Source organism: Phaeodactylibacter sp. (assembly GCF_040219495.1).
Lineage (GTDB): Bacteria > Bacteroidota > Bacteroidia > Chitinophagales > Saprospiraceae > Phaeodactylibacter.
Genome location: NZ_JAVJSK010000013.1, coordinates 1 through 3759, shown reverse-complemented (window position 1 = coordinate 3759; position 3759 = coordinate 1). Strand labels below are relative to the sequence as shown.

At 48.2% G+C, this 3759-nt stretch carries 3 protein-coding genes; 1 reads left to right on the top strand and 2 read right to left on the bottom strand.

What is annotated here, in order from left to right; translation table 11 throughout:
* Nucleotides 1-399: 399 nt before the first annotated feature.
* Both RIC19_RS02520 and RIC19_RS02515 read right to left on the bottom strand, forming a co-directional pair.
* Nucleotides 400-1935: a T9SS type A sorting domain-containing protein gene (locus RIC19_RS02520; RefSeq protein ID WP_350176506.1), complete on the bottom strand. Its 1536-nt coding sequence runs from the start codon at nucleotides 1933-1935 to the stop codon at nucleotides 400-402.
* Nucleotides 1936-2007: 72 nt separating this feature from the next.
* On the bottom strand, nucleotides 2008-2601 hold the full coding sequence (locus RIC19_RS02515) for a T9SS type A sorting domain-containing protein (RefSeq protein WP_350176504.1): 594 nt from the start codon (nucleotides 2599-2601) through the stop codon (nucleotides 2008-2010).
* Nucleotides 2602-3239: 638 nt separating this feature from the next.
* Here RIC19_RS02515 and RIC19_RS02510 point away from each other — a divergent pair.
* The gene (locus RIC19_RS02510; RefSeq protein WP_350176502.1) at nucleotides 3240-3608 is read left to right on the top strand and encodes a T9SS type A sorting domain-containing protein; all 369 of its coding nucleotides are present in this window, start codon (nucleotides 3240-3242) and stop codon (nucleotides 3606-3608) included.
* Nucleotides 3609-3759: the final 151 nt, after the last annotated feature.

Here is a 3759-nt window from a genome sequence, read left to right as displayed (position 1 = left end):
TCTGAATGGTCTTTTTCACCAGCTCTGCATCTCGTCCTCACCTTCGTAGCTACACGAAGAAAGGGAATTAAAGGGCTCCCTTTCTGAAGTCGAGGTTCCGGGCGTTCTCCCGCTATTTTGGCGGGACAGGTCTTGATCTGGTAAAAAATACTCATCCATACCCTATACAAAACCTACCTTAATAAACTCTAATGAATGGTTTTTTTGTACTACATGGTGCGGTTGGAAATCAATACGTTGCACAATACTAAGGTTTAACAGAAGCCGTGTACCTGCCGTTGCCGGCAGGCAGGCGAGGACCGTACGCACGGTAATGTGATGAGGGTAAAGCAGGAGGGCGTAGCGTCCTGCTTTATCCCTACTCAATTCAAGCTGTACAATGCTCGTGGCAGATCTCTACTACTCCACCTTCACCACCTTCTCCTGCTGCAACACCCGCCCGGCAGAGGTATACTGCAAAATGTACAGCCCGCCCGGCAAGCCGCTGGTGGACAGTTCTGCCGATTGTGCCCCGCGCTGTAAGCGCTGGTGCAAGACCTGCTGCCCCTGTAGATTGAATAAGCGCAGCGCTGGCTCCTCGTAGCGGATGGCATTGAGGAACTCCACTTGTATAGGGCCCCGAGCCGGGTTGGGGTAGGCTTTAAAGAAGACTTCTTTGAGCGCTGTTTCTCCGGTGCCAGGGATTTCTTCTACACTGACGTAAAGGATACTGTCCTGACAGCCGGGGGTGATGCAGCCATCTGCATCGGTTTTGACCAGCCAGACGTCGGGGTCGGGAATGGGCGTGGCGTAGGTATCATGGACATAACTGCAAGCAATTAAGCCTCCATCTGAAGCCTCCGCTACTGCATTAAAAGGACGGGTATCTGAAGGCAGGTCAAGCCCTTGATAGTACCGTTTCCATAACAATTCCCCATCTCCAGAAACCCTGGCCATCCAGGCTCTGTCTGAATCTTCTGAAGAAGGGCCTGCTCTAGGGGCTAATCCACACATGACAATATCCCCATTCTCTGTGACCGTCATATTCATGATCCCCGCGCTGCGCCAATCCAGGTATTTATACTCCCATATGATTTCCCCATCGCTGTCCAATCGTCTCAATAAAGGCCCTTCATCCGGGTGTACAAAGGGCTGCTGTATGGTATCGAAAGCCCAGCCCGTGACGAAGCCGCCGTCCGGGTAAGGAGCAATAAGGGCGGGCCAGTCATCCGATCTATCCACCTCATCGTAGGTGCGCACCCATTCCACTTCTCCTTCACTTGTTAGTTTTGCCACATGATAAGCTCTTCCGTAGTTTGACCACTCCAGTCCTGAATAAAAAGCAAGCATAATAGAGCCGTCGTTTAATATGGCTAATCTTCCCTCGTAGGCATAATCTACACTGTCTTCGATAGCGGTACTCCAGAGCATTTCCCCGTTAGAGTCTGTTTTGATGACTGTCCAATTGCCAAATTCGCCAAAACTCCCACCATTGACACTTGCCACAAGGTTACCTTCTTGGTCTTGCTCAATATCAAAAGCAGCATCCCAATATTCCTCATAGTAGGTCTTGAGCCAGAGTGTATCCCCCCAGATATCCATTTTAGCAATGAAGGGCAATTTGTCTTCATTTTCAATCCTTCCGCATGCATAAAGGTATTCCTCATTAGAATCAATGATGTAATCAAAAAAGGCAAAATCTTGAATGTCGTGGTCATATTGCCTATGCCACAGGCTGTCCCCGCTATTATTGATTTTGAAGAGTATGGGGCAGAAAGTGAAGTCTTCATCGCACCAGGTTCCACAATTTACGTATATCCCATCTTCTGTGATGGTCATATTGTAAGCATTCTCGGAAGCCCCATTAGTGAGGTCGTAGGTGCGGTGGAAGGTGGACTGAGAAAGCAATAACAGGTTTGGCAATAGCCAAAGAGCTAGTATTGTGAAATTTTTCATGCTTTAGCTTTATGATAAAGCTCCGCATTGAACCTCTCGGGTTCGATGCGGAGCGTAGTTAACAATTAAAATTTATCGTACAATTAAGCGCTGCTGTAATTGGAGCGGTTCCACTTTATTAATGGCTTTGACCACATAAAATCCGGCTGGCAGATTTTCCAGCTTAAGTTCATGCTGATTGGAGCCAATCTCAAACGACTGGACAGCTACGCCGCTTGCATTCCAAACCTCTAACCGCCATTCAGGGGCCGCCTCAGCGGGAAGAGTCACCGTGACCTGCCCTTCTGCAGGATTAGGGAATAATACCATTTCCACCGCCCGGGTTTTTGATTGCTGGGAAACTGCTGTACCCTGGTTTTGTTGCATCAGCCCCTCCACTGTATCATCCGGCGCAATAGGCAGGTGAAATTGTGCGCCGGTCATAGTACTTAACAATGCGCGGCTATACGTATAGGTAGCCGAAAGTGTATCCTCTGCCAGAAGTTGGAGGAAGGCCTCGTCTCCGTCCGAAAGCGTGTAATCTACAGGATTAGAACGGTAGGCTACTTCCAACGCTAATAAATCAGCGATTGTAGACTGGTCATCCGTCTCTGTGGGCAGTGCCTGTACGTAGGCATCTGCTGCTTCGTAACCTGTTATACCGGAGGCGCTCCAATAGCTAAACATAAGCAATAGCATTGTCAGAAAAAGCCCGCGGGGGGGGGGTGAAAAAGCGTAAAAGATTCATGTTAAAATAGTTATTAAGGTAAAATAATAGGTTGAGCGGTGTAATTGAGCTTTTGCGTAGGCTAAATTGAGCGCCCTACTTTCTTTTCCTTAAAGATACATAAATGGCATTGGCGTTTACAGGAATGAACCGTATTAATTTTCCCCAACTAGTGATTTGTCTCACAAATGACAATGTTGAAAACCTCATTTGTTGTAAAACCCACAGTGATGGTCTGATTTTGACTGCTATTGTACACTCACCAAAAACACAATAGCGCCCTCTCCAATTGAGCAATAGTTTTCTGTATGCTTCACATCAGCGGCAATGAGGCCCTGCAAGCACAGTACAATGCGGAATAGCGGAAGGAAGAACAAGCTCGCGCCCAGGCACAGCAAACCTATTCCGAAGGGCAGAAAGCCAATGCGAAGGCAACTGCGTTACCGGCAACGGTAGGGTGGGAAGGAAGCTTCAGACCTAATCTTAGTCTATGCTTGTCGCCTGTTGATCGATTATCATCGCATCTGATCCCCGGGCTTTCCACTTTTGCATCAACACATGATCACCCAAGACATTTTTTAATCAAAACCCGACTGTAATGATGAAATGGATTAAAACGGGTGCCCTGGCATCCTTGTTTGCACTAATCACGTTTGCCGCCCAGGCCAACACCGCAGACAACAGCCCAATGCGGCTGCTTTCCAAAGTGATGCCTGACCAAACCCTGCGTATTCAGCTGGTCAACCTTCAGCAACAAACCGCTACGGTGGAGCTGACCGATATGAACGGTAAGACCTTGCACCGCGACCTGATCAAAAACCACAATGGTTACGCCCGACTCTACGACCTCAAAGAGGTGGGAGATGGGCGCTACCTACTGACTGCCAAACAAGGCGATGATGAAGTGATTGTGGTGGTCCGCATTAAAGACGGAACCATTATGACTTCAGACAAGACCCGGAAATAGCCCTGAAATTTAAGAGCGTGTTGGGATTTTACACTTCGGGCTGCTCTTGCCAAATTTTGTCCTGCTCTTCGTTGTTCTTCGGTCACGTAGCTAAGGCTATGTGATTCAAGAATGGGCCCCTTTAATCCCATTCTTGAATGTATCACGCCTT

Coding starts and splice junctions, on each gene's coding strand:
- RIC19_RS02520 (WP_350176506.1), bottom strand. CDS start 1,935: ATGAAAAATTTCACAATACTAGCTCTTTGGCTATTGCCAAACCTGTTA.
- RIC19_RS02515 (WP_350176504.1), bottom strand. CDS start 2,601: ATGTTTAGCTATTGGAGCGCCTCCGGTATAACAGGTTACGAAGCAGCA.
- RIC19_RS02510 (WP_350176502.1), top strand. CDS start 3,240: ATGATGAAATGGATTAAAACGGGTGCCCTGGCATCCTTGTTTGCACTA.